This is a genomic window from Psychrobacter sp. Rd 27.2 (assembly GCF_001921755.1).
Lineage (GTDB): Bacteria > Pseudomonadota > Gammaproteobacteria > Pseudomonadales > Moraxellaceae > Psychrobacter > Psychrobacter celer.
In genome coordinates, this window is the sequence record NZ_MRYB01000007.1 from 1 (window position 1) to 17,375 (window position 17,375).

Annotated in this window: 16 protein-coding genes; 5 read left to right on the forward strand and 11 right to left on the reverse strand. The window is 49.4% G+C overall.

Annotation, left to right across the window (positions count from 1 at the left end; all coding sequences use genetic code 11):
* Positions 1–115: 115 nt before the first annotated feature.
* The 11 genes from BTV99_RS07370 to BTV99_RS07415 form a co-directional block, all read right to left on the reverse strand.
* Positions 116–1,642, reverse strand: a complete 1,527-nt coding sequence (locus BTV99_RS07370) for a GPI inositol-deacylase (RefSeq protein WP_256713750.1) — start codon at positions 1,640–1,642, stop codon at positions 116–118.
* 261 nt (positions 1,643–1,903) lie between these two features.
* A complete protein-coding gene (locus BTV99_RS07375) occupies positions 1,904–4,105 on the reverse strand; it encodes a PhoX family phosphatase (RefSeq protein WP_075101737.1) in 2,202 nt (733 codons plus the stop codon).
* A 91-nt stretch (positions 4,106–4,196) separates the two neighbouring features.
* Positions 4,197–4,436, reverse strand: coding sequence for a hypothetical protein (locus BTV99_RS13290; protein ID WP_143507101.1), 240 nt, complete (start codon positions 4,434–4,436; stop codon positions 4,197–4,199).
* Between the two features lie 15 nt (positions 4,437–4,451).
* Positions 4,452–5,168 (reverse strand): fumarylacetoacetate hydrolase family protein, encoded by a 717-nt coding sequence (locus BTV99_RS07380; RefSeq protein WP_083608572.1) that lies wholly within the window; start codon positions 5,166–5,168, stop codon positions 4,452–4,454.
* A 60-nt stretch (positions 5,169–5,228) separates the two neighbouring features.
* The gene (locus tag BTV99_RS07385) at positions 5,229–5,954 is read right to left on the reverse strand and encodes an ABC transporter permease (RefSeq protein ID WP_075101738.1); all 726 of its coding nucleotides are present in this window, start codon (positions 5,952–5,954) and stop codon (positions 5,229–5,231) included.
* 12 nt (positions 5,955–5,966) lie between these two features.
* Positions 5,967–6,701 carry an ABC transporter permease gene (locus BTV99_RS07390; protein WP_075101739.1) on the reverse strand — a complete coding sequence of 245 codons (735 nt, stop codon included), beginning with the start codon at positions 6,699–6,701 and terminating at the stop codon, positions 5,967–5,969.
* A 488-nt stretch (positions 6,702–7,189) separates the two neighbouring features.
* Positions 7,190–8,095 (reverse strand): ABC transporter substrate-binding protein, encoded by a 906-nt coding sequence (locus BTV99_RS07395; RefSeq protein WP_075101740.1) that lies wholly within the window; start codon positions 8,093–8,095, stop codon positions 7,190–7,192.
* Between the two features lie 101 nt (positions 8,096–8,196).
* Positions 8,197–9,132 carry a transporter substrate-binding domain-containing protein gene (locus BTV99_RS07400; protein WP_075101741.1) on the reverse strand — a complete coding sequence of 312 codons (936 nt, stop codon included), beginning with the start codon at positions 9,130–9,132 and terminating at the stop codon, positions 8,197–8,199.
* 106 nt (positions 9,133–9,238) lie between these two features.
* Positions 9,239–10,039 (reverse strand): transporter substrate-binding domain-containing protein, encoded by an 801-nt coding sequence (locus BTV99_RS07405; RefSeq protein ID WP_178377939.1) that lies wholly within the window; start codon positions 10,037–10,039, stop codon positions 9,239–9,241.
* Between the two features lie 381 nt (positions 10,040–10,420).
* Positions 10,421–11,218, reverse strand: coding sequence for an ABC transporter ATP-binding protein (locus BTV99_RS07410; protein ID WP_075101743.1), 798 nt, complete (start codon positions 11,216–11,218; stop codon positions 10,421–10,423).
* Positions 11,219–11,534: 316 nt separating this feature from the next.
* On the reverse strand, positions 11,535–11,855 hold the full coding sequence (locus BTV99_RS07415; protein ID WP_178377940.1) for a hypothetical protein: 321 nt from the start codon (positions 11,853–11,855) through the stop codon (positions 11,535–11,537).
* Between the two features lie 381 nt (positions 11,856–12,236).
* On the opposite strand from BTV99_RS07415, the gene BTV99_RS07420 reads away from it, so the two are divergent.
* The 5 genes from BTV99_RS07420 (at position 12,237) to BTV99_RS07440 (ending at position 17,240) form a co-directional block, all read left to right on the forward strand.
* Positions 12,237–13,538: a glutamate-5-semialdehyde dehydrogenase gene (locus BTV99_RS07420; RefSeq protein WP_075101745.1), complete on the forward strand. Its 1,302-nt coding sequence runs from the start codon at positions 12,237–12,239 to the stop codon at positions 13,536–13,538.
* A gap of 554 nt (positions 13,539–14,092) precedes the next feature.
* On the forward strand, positions 14,093–14,626 hold the full coding sequence (locus BTV99_RS13190) for a ribonuclease domain-containing protein (RefSeq protein ID WP_218607469.1): 534 nt from the start codon (positions 14,093–14,095) through the stop codon (positions 14,624–14,626).
* Between the two features lies 1 nt (position 14,627).
* Positions 14,628–14,969, forward strand: a complete 342-nt coding sequence (locus BTV99_RS07430; protein ID WP_075101746.1) for a barstar family protein — start codon at positions 14,628–14,630, stop codon at positions 14,967–14,969.
* Between the two features lie 88 nt (positions 14,970–15,057).
* Entirely contained in the window at positions 15,058–16,332 is a 1,275-nt protein-coding gene (gene gltS, locus BTV99_RS07435; RefSeq protein WP_075101747.1) for a sodium/glutamate symporter, read from the forward strand.
* A gap of 209 nt (positions 16,333–16,541) precedes the next feature.
* Positions 16,542–17,240 carry a ZIP family metal transporter gene (locus BTV99_RS07440; RefSeq protein WP_075101748.1) on the forward strand — a complete coding sequence of 233 codons (699 nt, stop codon included), beginning with the start codon at positions 16,542–16,544 and terminating at the stop codon, positions 17,238–17,240.
* The last annotated feature ends 135 nt before the right edge of the window (positions 17,241–17,375 follow it).

Genomic DNA, 17,375 nt, shown 5'->3' on the forward strand with positions numbered 1-17,375 from the left:
TGCTTAATGTAAAAAAGCCAGATACATAAGGTATCTGACTTAGCAAAAAAACTATCAATCTATTTTAGGACGAGACATGCTGTGCTTAGCAAAGGCAATCTAGCCTAACCTACCTTTATACCATCAGTCCCAGACTTTTGGGATAAGAATATATCCGCGGCTGCTCGGCGTAGTCACTGCGGCCATTGTCTAACAGCCACGCCACTACTTGCTCGCGCACCCGTCTACTATGAATCAGATTCATATGACTGACGCCATAAAATAGTGCTTTATGCCCATCAGGGACAAACAAAGCATGTTCGGCATCATCTTCTCCAAGCGCTGAGGCGACAGAGACCAAACCATCGCCCAGCAGGTGCGTCATTCTCGATTCATAATGGGTCTCGACCAATGCACTGGCGACAAAATACGTCTTGATACCACTTGGCAAGCGCGCAGGATGCCGAAAGTCTTGCGGCAGCACACTACGACCCTCCAGCGCCCGCCAGTCTGCATCGCGAATACTACCGTGACGCAGATCAATGATACCCGCGCTGCGCATCTCGCCCAACTTGGCAAGCGAGCCTGCAAACGGCAGCTTGGCGATGATGTCTTGTACATGATGACCGATACGCTCTAGCACCGCGCCGTGGTGCGGTGAGCCGAGGGTGATGAGGTTGCCGGCCCGCTTAACCCAAGCCAGATGGTCTTGCTCGCCATAAAACAGCGCACTACGAGCGACCAAGCCGCCCATACTGTGACCGACCAGATCGATCTGACTGATATTGGGATGCTGCTCGATCAAGTCTTGTAGTAGCTGACACAGCTTACGGCCACTGCGCGAGATACGCCGCCCCGTATTATAATCAAGGTACAGCACTGTCGCTTCAGGCTGACTGCGCGCGATGGCCTCCCCCAAATGATTGCCTGCTGCGGATTGCCAACTGAGATGACTCATACATAAGCCATGACATAAGATTACCACTCGCCCTGAGAGCGTTGCTAACTGCGTATCACCATTGCTATCATAGAGCTGCATCGGTATGGCCAGTGCGTTTTTATGATGGACCAGATGATCACCCATCACGCCGTTTAGCACATTGACCAGTTTTTTTAGGGTGTCGGGCAATGGCTGAGTGTTTTTTTGGCGCATCATGGTTTTGTAGATACGCAGCACCGCGGCCAGATTGTTGCCCACCAGTAGCATGACCTGGCGTATGGTGCCATATATACGCCCCGTGATACCCCGTTGCCAATTGTTAAGGTGGTTTTCATCAAACCGCCCCAAAGGGCGTAAAATCACCTCGCGGTGAATGGCTTCCACAATCTCTGTCACCTCCACCACGCCCATCGTCGCCAGCTGCGCAAGCCCTTCAAAAAAATCGGCATACAGCACAGGATGTGTCGTCACGGCATTGGCATCATCGGCTTGCAGCTTGATGATTTCGTCGATATCGATGGCGGCTAGCTGATCGATTTGCTCATACAGGTCGCTATGCGGCGCTACTGTGTGGTCTGCAGTAGCATTCTCTGAGGCAAAATGCGCGGCCAGCTCATGACCCGCCTCATCATCTGCGCTACCAGACCTCATGTTGTCTTTCCTCATGCTGTCTTTATAAATAATCTCTACACTGTCCATAGTGTTACTCGTTAGTGCGTTCATAAAATGGACACATTTGGTCAAAAGATAGTTATATACTAGCCTGTAAACGCTTGAAATAGAAAAAAATGATGTAACTGGTAGCCGCTTTACGATAAAACGTCGTGACATATACCGCTACTCACAGAAAAAAACCCCAAGCCAGCGCTTGCGGTTTTAGCTAGCATCACTATCCGTATTTGCAATCACCGTGCCGCCGCTTTACCATCGTGGCCGTTCACTATTGCAGCCGTTTCACTATCGCAGCCGAGTCACCCAAGCGCTCTAAGCAAAGGATTCTGCCAATATAACATCGCCATCTTCGCGCGTAATCATCACGGTGGCCGAGCGCGGCGTACTACCCCCAGCCACCGCGCCCCATGTGTTGCCAGGATGCTGAATGTTGATAAATAACGTTTTAAAATCTGGCGTCATGGTGATGCCTGTCACCTCACAGCCTTCAGGACCGACAAAAAAACGTTTGATACTGTCATCACTAGCAGTCATTCCGACTCGGGTTTGCTGGCCTGCAGATGTGGTGATCGTCGTGCCATCATTGACCTGACCAGGCAACGCGGCCAATAGCATACAACTGCTGGTATCGGTATACGCACCATCATCGGTCTGAATCCATAAAACCCCGCGCGGATCAAAGTACAGACCATCAGGCGATGACAGGTCATTGTTTTTGTTTAATTGCGATAAGTTCTCTGCCGCCAGCTCACTGGGCGCGGCAAACAAGTATATATCCCACTCAAAACGAGTCGCCGCATGGTCACCGCCTGCTTCGGCCCAGCGAATGATATGACCATTATCATTTCCGCGGGATTTGCCGCGCGCCTCGTAGCTGCGCGGGTTGGCTGCTGAGAGAGGCTGATCCTCACGCTCGCCGCGATATTTGTTGTTGGTCAAGGTCACATACACCTCGCCTGTCATGGGGCTCACCGATACCCACTCTGGACGATCCATCTTGGTCGCACCCAAGGCATCGGCAGCAGCGCGCGCAAAGACCAACACTTCATCTTGCCCAGCAAAGGGCAGCTCAGCATTGGTCGCATCTAGTCCATTTTGTCCATAGACCAGTGGCCGCCACTCGCCTCGACCGTCTTCGTGAAACACCGCCACATACAGCGTGCCTTCATTTAGGTATTTGTCGCCAGCTTTGAGGCCGCCGCCAATATCTGCATTGGACCATCGTGCCTTTGAGACAAACTTATAAATATACTCGCCACGCGCATCATCCCCCATATAAAACACCACAGGTTTACCTGACTCGACAGGTGCATACGCGCAGTTTTCGTGTGCAAAACGACCGAGTGCCGTGCGCTTTTGCGGTGCTGAGTGCCGATCAAAAGGATCGATTTCGGTGATGTAGCCAAAGGTATTAAAACCATTGCGATAATCCTCAGTAGCATCAGCGCCTGTCGCGGTCATATTCCAGCGGGCAAACTCATCAGCTATGATTTCATCTTTGGCATAAGGCGTATGCCACAGATACTCCCAGCCAGGGAAGTTTTCGCTGGCCCCATAGCGCTCACGCCCGTAGTTATGACCTGCGCTTAGCTGCTCGGCGTCTTGACCACGCGCAAATACGCCCAAGAAATTTTCCTCTGTCGTCAGATAGGTACCCCACGGCGACAGTCCTGCGCCGCAGTTGTTGTTGATGCCGCGCGTCTGAAACCCTGTTGGATCAAACTTTGTCTTGACCAAATCAGAGCCTGCCACAGGGCCCGTCAGCTGGGCGGGCGTACTGCTGGTGATACGGCGATTGTATTTTGAATCCTTGACCATCTCATAACCCACCCCATCGGCACGTCGCGTCATCTCAACGACAGCGACCCCGTGGCAGTTGACCTCACGGCGCACATCACTGGCCAAACGACGGTTTTGATAAATGGGTGCCGCATTGTTATCCGAGATGACATGATAACCGAATGGGCTAAGCTCGCTGCTATTGACATACTCATGGTTCATGACCAGCAGGCCGTTTTTAGAGGCTTTGGCATCGTAGTTATTGCCTTTTTTGCCAAAAAACCACATGCCATCATGGTTGTCGCCCATGCGCCACTCAAACGACTCAGCGGACTGCTCACGGTTGTCCTTCCAGTCGGCGATACCAGACATCAGCGGTGTCCCTAGTGGCAATATCATCTCTGCCTGATAGCCTTCCGCCACACTCATGGTATCGGCTGTCGAATGCGCCACTGCAGTGAATTTTAGGGTATCGGGACGTTTGAGATTCCCTTGTGCTGGGATGGCGGCTTGGTCATCGTCGCTGGGCAGGCGAGATGGGCTGTCGTCATCGTCGTCACTACAGCCAACCAAAGGCAACGCCCCAAAAAACGCCGCCGCCGTCAGCCCTGTACCGCCTTTTAAGATATGGCGGCGATGCATACGGCGATTGATGATGGTTTGAAATTCGATATTATTGCTCGTGTTTGAGTCTTCTACGGCTTCATGAGCGAGCGGTTTGTTCAATAACGTCATGTTCAGTCACCTTGCTATTTGGCTAGAGTGGCGTAAAGGATGGGTTGCGGCTTTATCAAATCCACCACAACGATATAAGTTACGCACAAGTCTACCGAGCATTTATGACAGTACGTTGACAATAACCGCTCAATCTATCACTCAGCCGCCCACCAAAGGCTGCTAGATTGTTACAGAGATAAGCGTCAACCATGCTCATCAAATAGCTTCCTAAAACAGTCTTATAAAAACCACTCCCACAAAAGTCGTTTTCATAAAAAACATCGCCAATAAAAAATCCCAAGCGGTCACTTGGGATTTTTTGAACAACTTCATTAGATAAAGTACGCACTAGCTAGGCAATGTCCTAGTGTACTTCTGCCTGCCACTCATGCGCGCCAAGCTTTAGAGTCAGCGTATCACCAGCATGTAACACCCCAACACCACTTGGCGTACCCGTCATAATCACATCGCCTGCCTGTAAGCTAAAGGCATGACTGATATTGACCAGCAGCTCATACACCGGAAACAGCATCAAAGCAGTATCGCCGTCTTGCTTGAGGCTATCATTGATATACAGCTGATAGGCGACATTGCGAAAGTCGCCAAACGCTTGGGGATCGAGCCAATCAGCCAGCACACAAGCACCATCGAAGCATTTGGCGCGCTCCCATGGATGGCCTTTTGCTTTTAGCTCAGACTGCAAATCGCGCAAGGTCAAATCCAGCCCCACCGTCACCGCACCGATGGCTTGCGTTGCTTCCTCCATCGTCGCAGCAGATAAATCCGTTGCCAGCTGGATACACAGCTCAGTCTCATAGTGCGTGTCACCAAATACTGCCGGATCTGGACGGACCACGCCTTGGCGGATAGACACCACCGAAGAGGCGGGCTTCATAAACAGCATCGGCGAGGTAGGTACCTCATTGCCCAGCTCGCGAGCATGCGCGGCGTAATTGCGACCGACACAAACCACTTTACCAATCGGCGCACGCAAGCTTTGATTGGCATCGGTCATGCTCTCATCATTATTGGCATTGGCCGCGATGGCATTGACCAGCGACATATGGGGCGATTGACTCATACTCGGCTCTCACAGCAAGTTATTCACAGACATCAAAAGCAGCGATGCTGACTGATATCCTTAAGGGATGGTATTGGTCGCCACATCGGGTGGTACATAGCTGGCATGGCGATTCATACGTTTTTCAAACATTCTAAAGCTAAACAAGATCACCCACGACAATAGCAGATAAATGACACCTGCTGCAAAAAACAGCTCCATCAAGGTATAGGTTCGCGCACTGATCGTCCGCGCCACCCCTGTGATGTCCATCAAAGCGATGGTCGAGGCCAGCGCACTACCTTTTAGCATAAAGATGACTTCATTACTATAAGCAGGGATGACGATACCAAAGGCGCGCGGCAGTGTCACGCGGGTCAGCTTTTGCCACTTCGACATACCCAGCGCATCCGCAGCTTCTAGCTCGCCTACGGGAATGGCCTGAATCGCACCGCGAATGATCTCCGCCAAATACGCACTGGTATTCATGGTAAAGGCGATGATCGCACACCAGTAAGCTTGACTAAGCACCGGCTCCCATAAAAACGAGTCGCGCACCGCCTCAAACTGACCCAGACCATAATAAATCAAAAATATCTGTACCAGCAGCGGCGTACCACGGAAAAAGAAAATATATAAAAACGGTAATACCTGTACTGCCCAATTTTTCGATAGGCGTAACAGCGCTAAAATCAGACCAAAAAACAATCCGATAATACCTGATACCACCACCAGCTGTACGGTCAGCACCGCACCACCCATCAAATCAGGGATATGGTCAAAGATGACCTGCCAATTCCAATCCATAGTCTCTCTCCTCTACCCTATGGTCGATTGACGTTGTGTTGACTGACGGCTGATTTTTTTGGCGTAGCGCGCCGCTGGATTGGCACGCCACTCAAGCCACATCATAAAACCGGTAATCAACATGGTCAGACCCAAATAAATAATGGCCGCCGCCATATAAAACGTAAATGGCTGCTGTGTCGACTGCGCGGCCCGCGAGGACTGATACATGATGTCCTTGAGACCCACAACCGAGACCAGCGCTGTGTCTTTGAGCAGTACCAAAAACAAATTGCCCAAACCTGGCAAGGCAATCTGCCACACTTGCGGCAAGGTGATACGATAAAAAGTCTGCAGCGGACGCATACCAATTGCTTGCGCGGCCTCGCGTTGCCCAACTGGAATCTCTTGAATCGACATGCGAAAAATTTCGGTCGCATAAGCACCAAAAGCAATCGAGAGCGCCATGACCCCGCCCCAAAACGCACTAATCTCGATATAATCGTTATAGCCGAATTTTTTGAGGATGCTCATCAGCAGTATGGAGCCGCCATAATAAATAAACAGCACCAACAACAGCTCAGGTATGCCGCGCATCGTGGCAGTATAGACAGTCGCCAGCTTACGCAGCACCCAGATATTGGACATCTTTGCTGTCGCGCCGAGCAAGCCCAAAGCCATGCCGATGACTAGGCTAGTCAACGCAAGCTTTATGGTGACGGTAGCGCCGCTTAATAAAAGCGCGCCAAATCCTTGTAAATCAAACACAATTATCCACTCAGTCTCTTTATATTAGCAAGTTGCAAAATATGAGTTAAAAGAATCAGCATCAATAGCTGAGCGCGGCTGATAGTCGTATAAAAAACTGCATAGACGGGCGGTTTTTTACGTCATAGAGTGACGTGATATTCATACGACTATGGCGACGGTAATTGACACAGTAGAAATGAGCGCTGATTTTATCATATTCGCTCGCCGCTATGTTAACACTCAGACGTAAAAGCGTTGCCTAAATAGACACTTATCAGGATAAATAGCAAACAAATCAGATAGATTTGATAAAAGTCGACCCTTCTTTGTAGCCATCACGCACCGATTTGCCCAAAACAAAAAAGACATCGCCACTGGCAATCCAATGGCAATGTCCTTGTGCTGACTAATTAATAGCTAATGACTTTATAATGACCTTATAAAGACAACCACGCCATAAAATATCTCAGCAGACCTGTGGTTTTACCAAGCATGTGGCGACAAACTTACTGCGCTGCGTCATCTACTGCTGGCATTGCCGCTGCACTGGTAGGCACGGCAAAGTATTTTTCATTGATTTTATCATAAGTGCCATTGGCCTTGAGATTGGCCAGCGACTGATTGATTTTGGCTTGCAAGGCTTCATCGTTAGGACGCACGGCAATCGCAAAGTTATCATTGATATCGATCTCCTCGCCTTTGAGCGCATAATTGCTGCCTGATGGCGAGCTAAGCCACTCTAGCGCTGGCAGTTTATCAGAGATCATGGCATCGACGCGATCTGAGCCCAAATCCAAAAAGGCATTACTCAAGGTATCATACAGCTTGATATCGGCCTTTGGATAGGCGTTCTCCAGCCACTGCGATGAGATGGTCGAGCGCTGAGCGGCGATAGAGTGCGCATTGATGTCGCTGCTATTGGTAGGATCAAAGCTGCTGTCTTTTTTGGCCAAAAACACCAGCGCATTACTAAAGTATGGCTCGGTAAATGCTACCTGCTTGGCGCGCTCAGGCGTGACCGACATCGCCGCGACGATGGCATCGTACTTACCCGCCTTGAGTCCTGGAATGATACCATCCCAGTCTTGCGCCATGATCTCACACGTCATCTGCATGTCAGCGCAGATGGCATTGGCGATATCGACATCAAACCCGCCAAGGCTGCCATCAGCATTGGTATAGTTGAACGGCGCATAAGCACCTTCGGTACCGATACGCAGCACCTCACCTGTCGCGGCGGCGGCTGTGTCTTGAGGGTCATCAGAGGCGGTTTCATTTTGACCAGTACCACAACCGACCAACGTAACAAGCGCACTTATCGCGATAAACGGTGCTAAACAACGTCGCACGCTGATAGGGCTTTTGGTAGGTACAGTGGCGACGGCGCGGCGGTGGTCAAAACGATTATTCATGATCATCCTTGAGAGTTGTGATAAAAACAATACCCATCGCTACCCTACGCCAGTAGTCACAGGGATGACCCTATGCGCCCAAATAGCGATGAGCGGTAAGATTAGTTCGTTGCGGCTTCTGCTTGCTCTTGGTCAGCGATGACCGCATTGGCATCGATATCGCCATCATCAACGACCAGCACTTCTTCTACACCTTCTGTGGCGACGGCTTTTTGCGCAGCGGCGGTTGAGCTGGTGCCAAAATAGCTGCCCGTGATTTGATCGTAGGTGCCGTTGGCTTTTAGCTCAGACAAGGCTTTGTTGAACTTCGCTACTAGCGGATCGCCTTTACGAAAAGCAATACCCATCGCATCATCGTCGCTGCTGATCTCATTGCCTTTGACTTCGTAGTTTTGTCCAGCTTCTGTTTTTAGCCAGTCAATACCTGTCACTTTATCAGACATCATACCGCGCACGCGACCTGAGGTAAGGTCTAGATACGCGTTGTCTTGTGTGTCATAGAGTTTGATATCCGCATCGCTGTGCTCATCTTGTAGATACTGTGAAGCAACAGTTGAGCGCTGAGACGCAATCGGCTGGCCTTTTAGCGAATCGATAGCGAGGTCATCGCCTTTTTTACCGATCAAGATGATACCGCTGTGGAAGTAAGGGTCACTAAAATCCACCACTTCTTTACGCTCAGGGGTGATAGACATACCCGCGATGGCGGCATCAAATTTTTGTGCATTGAGCCCTGGAATCAAGCCATCCCAGTCTTGTGAGATGACCTCACATTCTGCTTTCATTTGCGCACATAAGGCATCGACCAGCTCAATCTCATAGCCGATCAGTTTGCCATCAGCATCGGTATAACTAAAAGGCTTGTAGCTGGATTCGGTAGCGATTTTGATGTTTAACGGGGCGTCTGCTGCATCTGCCTCGGCGCTGTCTGCTGGTGCCGAGCTATTGTTACAGCCTGCCAGCATTAGCATGGCCGCGCTTAGTGGCGCAAGCCAAAGGGCTTTTTTTCTCATAGAGCGAGTCATTGAAATTGTCATAGGGTTATTCCTTAATATATTTACCAGCCGTTTGTCACTCATGACTTATGGATTACTGTTTGTTTATAAGGCGGGTCAGTATTCGTTTGCTGACACGCCCGACAGCTTACTGACCAAAATTTATCTGCTCAAGACGCGCCAATTCACCGTTGCTACGGATTTCGCTCAGAGCTTTGTTAAAGTCTTCTTTGAGTGAGTCGCCTTTGCGCACGGCAATGGCAATATTATCGTCATTGTCAATTTCATCGCCTACAATACCAAAGCCTTCGGTATTGTCTGCCAGCCAAGATTTGGCTGATACTTTTTCGGCCAATACCGCATCGCTACGGCCTGATTTTAGGTCCAAATAAGCGTTGTCGTAGTTGTCGTACAACTGCACGGTGTTGCCGTCTTTGCCTTCGTAGTTATCTTGTAGATAAGCGCCAGGCGTGGTCGAGCGCTGACCACCAAGCGTGAGGTTTTCGACCGAGTTCGGATCAAAGCTACCATCGGTTTTGGTCAGCCAAACCATGGTGTTGGCAAAGTATGGCTCGCTAAAGTCTACTTTTTCTTGACGCTCAGCGGTAATAGACATACCTGCGATTACCGCATCGTATTTTTGTGCCAATAGACCTGGGATAATACCGTCCCAGTCTTGAGCGACGATTTCACAATCCGCCTGCATTTGCTCGCATAGCGCATTGGCCACATCGATATCAAACCCGCCCAAGCTACCATCGGCATTGGTATAGTTAAAAGGAGGGTAAGCGCCCTCGGTGGCGATACGAATGGTCTTGCCAGCGGTTTCTGCTGCCGGTGCGTCAGCATTGGTATCAGCAGTTTCATTGGCTGGTTGGCTACAAGCGCTCAGCATCAACGCTGCAGTAACGGTCATCGACGACCACAATAGGCGAGAATTCGACATCATACATTCCTTAAATTCTGATGAGTTTTTGATATAGGGTTCTGATATTTTGTTCTCTGACGTCCCTGCCAGACAAGCAATATAGATAGCAGAATAGACAGACAGCCGTCATGCACGGCCGCCTATAAACCTTCTGATAATACCTGAGTAAAATATCAAAAACAAACGTTTTACATACGGACTGTTATTGTTGGGTAATAAACCATCAATGCTAATGACCACATAGCCATGACTAAAAATCATGACCAAGCGTTAGATTTTATTATAGAGGTGGTTTTCAGACTTAGTTAATTAGTTAACTCGCTTTAGGACAGCAACGGCCGCGCTGTCCTAATTTTTTAATGCTATCTTAGTTTTGTAATACAGTGCATAGCAGCCATGCGGCTAGCTTTGGCGATGAGAGGACATAAAGTCCTTGACGCGCTCAGAGGTAGGATTGTCAAATACTTGCTCAGGCGTTCCGATTTCTTCAATGACGCCTTGGTGTAAAAACACCACCTTACTTGAGACTTCGCGAGCAAAGCGCATCTCGTGAGTGACAATGAGCATGGTACGCCCCTCTTCTGCCAGCTCGCGCATCACCGCCAGCACCTCATTGACCAGCTCAGGATCGAGCGCCGAGGTCGGCTCATCAAATAGCAGTACTTGCGGCTGCATGGCAAGCGCACGAGCGATGGCGACACGCTGACGCTGACCACCAGAGAGATTGGCCGGATAGGCGTCTTTTTTGTCAAGCAGCCCTACTTTGTCGAGCAGTTTTTCGGCATCACTGATGGCTTGGTCTTTTTTGATTTTTAGGACCTGCGTCGGGCCTTCGATGATGTTTTGCAAAATGGTCTTGTGCGGCCACAAGTTAAAGTTTTGAAAGACAAAACCCACGCGCGCGCGCAAGCTTTCTAACTGCTTGATATCTGCCGCTTGTAGCTCGCCTGATTTGGCAGGCTTTAGCATCAGCTCTTCATCACCGATGAATATACGACCTTGATTGGGCTTCTCTAATAGGTTAATGCAGCGCAGCAACGTAGATTTGCCTGAGCCGGACGAACCCAAAATCGAGATAACATCACCATCATAGGCGGTGAGCGACACCCCTTTTAGCACTGCTAATGAGCCGTAGCTTTTATGGATATCTTGTAAATCTAAGGCGATAGGCCGAGTCGGATTTTTTGCAGTATCAAGCATGGTTTAGCAGACTTCCAATAAATATGAGTGAAAACACGAATAAAAATGTGCCATTGTCTCTTATTCCGCAGCAAAAAGGCAAATATTATCTATGTCAGGTACCTAGGCGTTTGGCCCGTGTACCACGTTGGCCGCCCTTTACCCACATAAAAAAACCCAGTCTGCATCGACAGCACTGGGCGCTATTTTATCACTTTAGCAGGCTCGGCGTGCTGTTATCTTATCGCCTTTGACGCCTACTTGCTTTGATGCCTACTTATCTGCAAAAAACATCAGGCACCACCTATCATCTAATTATCTTGTCTAGTCAGACCGCTTAATAAGTCGAGATGTGCTCTGAGCTCTCTGTACCATCCAGCACTTCGGCATCGTCAGCAGTTGCCACCGCGACATCGTCATTGTCACCTACCGCCATTGCGTCGTCGACACTGGTATCAGTACTTGCCACTGCCACATCATCAGAAGACTCTGCAGTCGCAACACCCGTCGCCTCGGTCTCTACTGTGGTTTGTGCGTCGACAGCAGGCTCGGTCTCCATCGGCGCATCGTCTTTTTTGCCACAAGCGCTGAGTGTCAAGGCTGCCGCCACCAATCCAACAGTTAGCCAGTTTTTGTCCATTTTATAGAGCATAGCCATGTCATTCTTCCTCATTAGTACAGAGTATATTGATTCACTTAACAGGGACATTGGCGTTCGGCTGCCCCCTACTTGACCCTTCACTATACTAACGATGTCGTTTGACTACCTTAGTAGTTACAGCACAATTGTGTTAAAAACAGGTAACTGTCATGTAACCGCCCTTGGCACACCGCTGAAAGTCGACAAATAGATGCGGTCAAGCGGGCGCTGTTCACAAAATCGTCTTTACTATCGAGGCAATCTCCTCTATGTTAAATAGCACAATGCCATCTGAGCATTTAACCTTCTATATTTGTTAAACTTTTGCCTTGCTAGGCGCTTTTATTATTTATGGCATTGATCGCCCTGTCAGACACTGATAACCATAAGGACATATTTATGACTCAAACCACTACCACAGACGTTACCACTTATATGCAAACGGTCGGTAAGCAAGCACGCGCCGCCTCACGCGCCCTCGCGGCAGCCAATACTGGCGATAAAAACGCGGCGCTGATGGCGATTCATGACGTACTCAAAAACGCCAAATCAGACATCTTGGCCGCCAACAAAATCGATATGGACAACGGTCAAAAAAACGACTTGGACACCGCGCTACTAGATCGCCTTGAGCTAAACGACGCGCGCTTCGATGGTATGTTACAAGGCCTAAAAGACGTTGCGGCATTGCCTGACCCTATCGGTGAGGTCACTGACATGACCTACCGCCCCTCTGGTATTCATTTAGGCAAAATGCGCGTCCCCCTCGGTGTGGTCGGTATGATTTATGAGTCGCGCCCCAACGTCACCTTAGAAGCCGCCTCTTTGGCGCTAAAATCAGGTAACGCCATCATCTTGCGCGGTGGCTCTGAGGCTTTTGAGTCCAATCAAGCACTGGCCAAATGTATCCTACAAGGCCTAAAAAAGGTCGGCCTATCTGAGCACAGTGTGCAGGTCTTACAAACGACGGATCGCGCAGCAGTCGGTGAGCTGATCACCATGACAGACTACGTCGATGTCATCGTACCTCGCGGCGGCAAAGGCTTGATCGAGCGCATCAGCCGCGATGCCAAAGTACCAGTCATCAAGCACTTAGATGGTAACTGCCATACCTTTATCGACAGTGATGCCGATGCCGAAACGGCGATTAAAGTCAGTGTCAATGCCAAGACCCATCGTTATGGCACCTGTAATACCATGGAGACACTATTGGTCGATGAGCATGTCGCAAGTGAGCTGTTGCCAAAGATTGCCGAAGCCATCATAAAAGCGGATGACGCCATGCAACTGCGCCTTGATGATAAGTCACAAGCCATCTTAAATGACAATGCGACCTTGCAAGGTCATCTATCAGCAGCCACTAGCGATGACTGGGATACCGAGTATCTGGCCCCTATCTTGGCGGTTAAGGTGGTATCTGGTATCGACGAGGCCATTGAACATATCAATACCCATGGCAGCCATCATACCGACGTTATCATCACCGACAACTATACCAAGTCGCAGCGCTTTATCCGTGAGGTGGATTCGGCCAGTGTGATGATCAATGCTTCTAGCCGTTTTGCCGATGGTTTTGAGTATGGCTTGGGTGCTGAGATTGGTATCTCAACCGACAAAATCCACGCGCGCGGCCCTGTAGGGCTCGAAGGCCTGACCTCACAAAAATGGATCGTCTATGGTCACGGCGAGACGCGCGCGTAACTTATCACATATTTATCGACCACTTATCAAAGGTGAATTGGACGCAAACCTATCATCCATCGCCTAACTTAACGTATAATCCACCAAAAACGTCAGCTAAGTTGCTGGCGTTTTTTATTAAATTGCTACTGTGTGGTATTCAGCAGCCAGCGATAGCAAACAAAAAATAACTCTTATCTATCTAGGGCGTGTCCTCATTTTAAAAATGGCGATAAAAATGAGATAAATCGCCGTCGAACAAGGAAAATAGCGCAGATAATATTGAGATATTAGTCAGCTATTTGACACCGTTTGGCCAGATTTAGCCATTTTTAGCCCATTTAGATGACTATCGATCGAATTGAGGACACGCCCTAGCATATTCTTACCGCGTTATTACCTTGATATCCGCCATGAGCAAGGTATTGATTTTGAGCCGAACTTACGATATAAACCCACCCTTTGATAACGTTTTGCCCACGTCCGTATCGGTTGTGGCGCAAACCATCATGCGATAGGCTTTGCTGAGATCAGCAATCATGTGATAAGTAGTCCCATCATGTGATGAGTAGTCAATGGCTTCCAACGACCTAAAGGACGATGCCCTTATGCAAAGCGGCAAGCAAAACAATAGCAGCCCACGTGCCACGTTATTTGGTGTGTTGGCTCTGATTGTCGCGGCGATTTATTTTTTCGCTGATATAAATGCTGATATAAATACTGGGGCATTGGTCGATCGCACTGAGGGTGCTGCGGTCACCGAGTATCGCGATAGCGCCGAGCCTGACCCGAGTATCGACTCAGCTGCCCTATCGCTGCCAGCTAACAGCGCCAACCCTATCACCGGTGACGCACAAATAGACCATACCATCGCGCTGATTCAACAAGGCGGGCCGTTTCCTTACCCTCATAAAGACGGCTCGACTTTTTATAATCGTGAAGGCAGGCTACCGATACAGACGCAAGGCTATTACCGTGAGTACACTGTGCCCACGCCCGGCATATCGCACCGCGGTGCTAGGCGTATCGTCACAGGCGGTCATCCGCCCACCATTTACTATCTGACCGTGGACCACTACGATAGCTTTCGCAAACTGGAAGTAAAATAACATGAGCCAAGCCATTTACTATGTCAATCCTGACAGCGCCGAGCACGATAGGGCGCTACAGCAGGCAACTGTCATCCCTATCGCTGACGTACTCAACAAGCACACGTTGCTGAGCAGTCTGGCAGCAGCGTGCCACTTCCCCAGTTATTTTTCGCACAACTGGGACAGCGCTTGGGACTGTTTGACCGACAGCGATGTGACCAAGCTGGTGCTGGATTTGACGACGGTAACCAACATAATGACTAAAGACTTTACGATGTTTCAACGCATCATTGAGGACGCCTATAAAGAATTTGGCAAGCCGCAACTGTGGGTCATAACACCGCCGACAGACTCCGCTTAACCAAAAACCATCACCAAACCTGAATTCGAGATAAAGCCATATTTATCCCGAATTCAGGTTAATTTATTTTTATAGAAAGGATTAACGTATGGAAATTACCTTAAACGGCTATTACACGCTGATACTGGCCACTTTAGTGCTGCTAATGGGGCGCTTTTTGGTCAAAAGGATTAAATTCTTAGAAGACTTTAATATTCCAGAACCAGTGGCTGGCGGCTTGGTCGCGGCAATCGTGGTCTATATTCTCAATATGGTGTGGGGCTATACTTTCAACTTTCATCAGGGACTCCAAACCGCGACCATGCTGATGTTTTTTGCCTCCATCGGTCTCAGTGCTGATTTTAGTCGCCTAAAAGCTGGTGGCACGCCGCTGCTGATTTTTACGATCGTGGTGTCGGTGTTTATCGTGCTACAAGACATCGTGGGCGTCGCTATGGCCAGCGTGTTGGGACTCGATCCTCTGCTTGGGCTGGTGACAGGTTCCATCGCTCTGACGGGCGGACATGGCACCGCAGGCGCTTGGGGCATTACGCTAGAAGAAGACTATGGCGTGGTGGGTGCGACCACACTTGGTATCGCAGTGGCCACTTATGGTCTGGTCGCAGGCGGTATCATCGGTGGCCCTGTGGCGCGCCGCTTGATTCGGCGGCTCGGTCTCAAGCCAACCCCTGCCAATCCCAACCCTAGTGATATCGAAAAAGTCGCTGGGGCGCAATCGCTATATAGCACCAAACATGATGAAGACTCTGCACACAGCAACAAAGAAATCTTTGAAAGACCTGACAGTATGCGTTTTATCACCGCCTCCTCGACCATTGAGACGTTGGCGCTATTTGCAGCCGCTTTGGCGTTTGCCGATGTGATGACGCTGCTGGCCACCGATACTTGGTTTGAGCTACCTACCTTCGTTTGGGCGCTGGCAGGCGGTGTTATCATTCGTAATGTGCTCACCACTTTATTTAACTTCGATATGTTTGATCGCTCAATCGATGTGTTTGGTAACGCCTCTTTGAGCTTGTTTTTGGCCATGGCGCTACTGTCTCTCAAGCTATGGCAGCTGACTGATCTGGCAGGCCCTGTGCTGATCATCCTATTGGTACAGACCGCTATTATGATCATCTATGTTTACCTGATTACCTTTAAGGTCATGGGCAAAGACTATGACGCGGCGGTGTTATCAGCTGGGCACTGTGGGTTTGGTATGGGTGCGACGCCGACGGCGATTGCCAACATGCAGGCGGTCACTGATCGTTACTTGCCTTCGCCTAAAGCGTTTTTGATTGTGCCGATGGTTGGGGCGTTCTTTGTCGATATCGTCAACGCCACGATATTACAAATATTTATCAAACTGCCGTTTATGTAAGCTATTTAATCAAAAGTTAACCTGAATTGCGCTTTATAAGCCTCGATTATTTTTATAATCGGGGCTTTTTTGGGCGTTTGAGGTTTTTTTGGACGTTTAATATAAAAAAGCATAGCGCTAACAGTACCTAACCCGGTCGTTACGCAACTTCTAATGACACAAAACCCATCAGCCGTTATCAATACCTTATAAAAATAATGAGGCATACTATGTTGATATTTGCAGTGATTGTTGTGGTATCCGGCGCTCTGATTATCGGAGCACTATGGGGGCTTTATGGCCGCTTGCCAAGCTGGCTTGAGGGGAATTTATTGGCGGTCGCTGGTGGCGCGCTAATGATATCAGTGGTCATCGAGCTGGTACAGCCGGCAGTGACTGACAGCGGGGTTTGGATTACCGCAGCTTTTGCACTGTTGGGCGCAGTGGTATTTGCGAGTGTCGATTATCTACTCGATGAAAAGCTCAATGCCGATGGCGGCTCGGGGCTGCTGGCAGCCATCACTCTCGATGGCATCCCAGAAAACTTAGCGCTGGGTGTGGCATTAATCAGCGGCAACGTCATGCAAGTGGCGGCTCTGGCCGGCTCTATTTTGTTATCGAACCTGCCAGAAGCAGCAGGCGGTGCCAAAGAAATGCGCCGTAACGGTGCCAGCAATAAAAAAGTGCTGATGCTATGGGTTGGGGCCGCAGCTTTATTATCACTGGCGGCTATCTTGGGCAAGATACTGCTAAAAAATGTCGATGACGCCGTTATTAGTGCGATCAATTGCTTTGCCGCTGGGGCAGTCATTGCCTCTTTGGCCACCGAGGTCTTCCCGACCGCCTTCAAACGCAGCAACCATTGGGCGGGTATTAGCACCACCATTGGCCTCATCTTAGCATTGGCTCTAAACCAGCTTGGTGGCTAAAAGGTGTATTAGGTAACTTTGTATAGTCAGTTCAAATTAAAATTGTTATAAACCTAAACGCGCTACTGGTATAAATTTTACTTGCGTGCTGTTATCACAGAGGCTGCGCAAAATTCATCCCAGCAGCGCTATGTC